Annotated in this window: 2 pseudogenes; both read left to right on the top strand. The window is 36.7% G+C overall.

What is annotated here, in order from left to right:
• A pseudogene (locus DWW91_RS27480) lies at nt 1–276 on the top strand (hypothetical protein); the annotation flags it as partial.
• A gap of 820 nt (nt 277–1,096) precedes the next feature.
• A pseudogene (locus tag DWW91_RS27475) lies at nt 1,097–1,350 on the top strand (hypothetical protein); the annotation flags it as partial.

Raw genomic sequence — 1,350 nt, 5'->3', positions numbered from 1 at the left:
ACAGGCGAAGAAATTGAATATATCATCCCTGCAACCATGGACGCAAAAGGTAATGTTATTGCTGACAACACAGCTATTTTACCGGCTTCCGACGTGACTATAGAGCTTTACAAAGACGATAACATGATCCTTTCTTCAAAAAATGTCAAAAATTTAGAGAAAGTGTCTGTAAACGAAGGAGAACAGTCAGAAATCACTTTTGACCTCTCAAAAAATAATTGCAATATTGTTGTTGCTGACTGGGATACAGTTATCACGCATGTTACAATTGGTTAAAATTTGACCCTCAATTTTTTATATGCATAAAGGCGTACATCCGGATTGTTCCGCGTGTGCGCCGCTTTTTTTCATATATGCGATTCTCCGTGATAGCCTTACCACCCCTTGTAAGAGTAATACATATGTTAATTTTTACAACATTAGCATTGATTTACCACACTTACATCAACAACAGCGGTAAATATATCACACATGACAGATTTACCACCCTTCTTAAAATAACCAATCCATATCATTCAATCCATCCCCACCAAAAGAAGAGATATTAGAAAGAATTGAGCTATCCCGTTCCCGTGCTTGACACGGGATCGCAAAGACACAGACCGTTTCCTATAATATCTTTTGATACCGCCAGTTCTCTTGCGGCCCCGTGTCAAGCACGGGGACAGGATAGTTCACTTTTGATAATAATAGAAATATCCCCCCCAAAAAACAGATATACACATTATTATATAGAAAAACCAACAACGCCATCGCCAAATCAACAAATCCCCGCCCCACACAGGTTGTATTCCTATCATATAACATGTATTCATATCACGCCATCCAATATATTTTAATCTGATACATTTTCATTTTAAGAGTATAAAATGATGCTTTTACCACCTTTTGATAGTTTTACACCACTCAATGTGATACTTTCAGCAACTTCCTTGATTGTTTTAACTTTTATTGTCAATATATTTGATAATCATATCGTTTTTGTATCTATATTTGCAATGTCAACGAGAGACAAAAGGTTTTGATGAGGGTCTTAACCGGATAAAAAATCTCTCGGACAGTATAGGGTAATTTAAGCATATAAAAAATTAAGGTCATGAAAAAGGGTAGAATTTTCACAAATTGTTTGTTTATTATTTGCACACTGATGGCAGCAATTTCTTTCACTAGTTGTTCCGCTGATAGCGATTCTTCTTACTCGGGTATTGATGAAAGCGTAATCGAAAACGCTGATTCTCAGACCGAGGCTCCTTTCTCTGTTGTACTGAAAGCTTATTCCGATAACAAAGATATTACTGTTAAGGGTGACGTAGACCAGACTACTCTGTTCGTTTTTGATCAGAATGGTGA

Origin of the sequence: Parabacteroides sp. AF17-3, assembly GCF_003635445.1 — a bacterium.
In the GTDB taxonomy this organism is placed as follows: Bacteria; Bacteroidota; Bacteroidia; order Bacteroidales; family Tannerellaceae; genus Parabacteroides; species Parabacteroides goldsteinii.
Note: the sequence above shows the minus strand (reverse complement) of the source record. Positions and strands in the feature narration are given on the sequence as shown.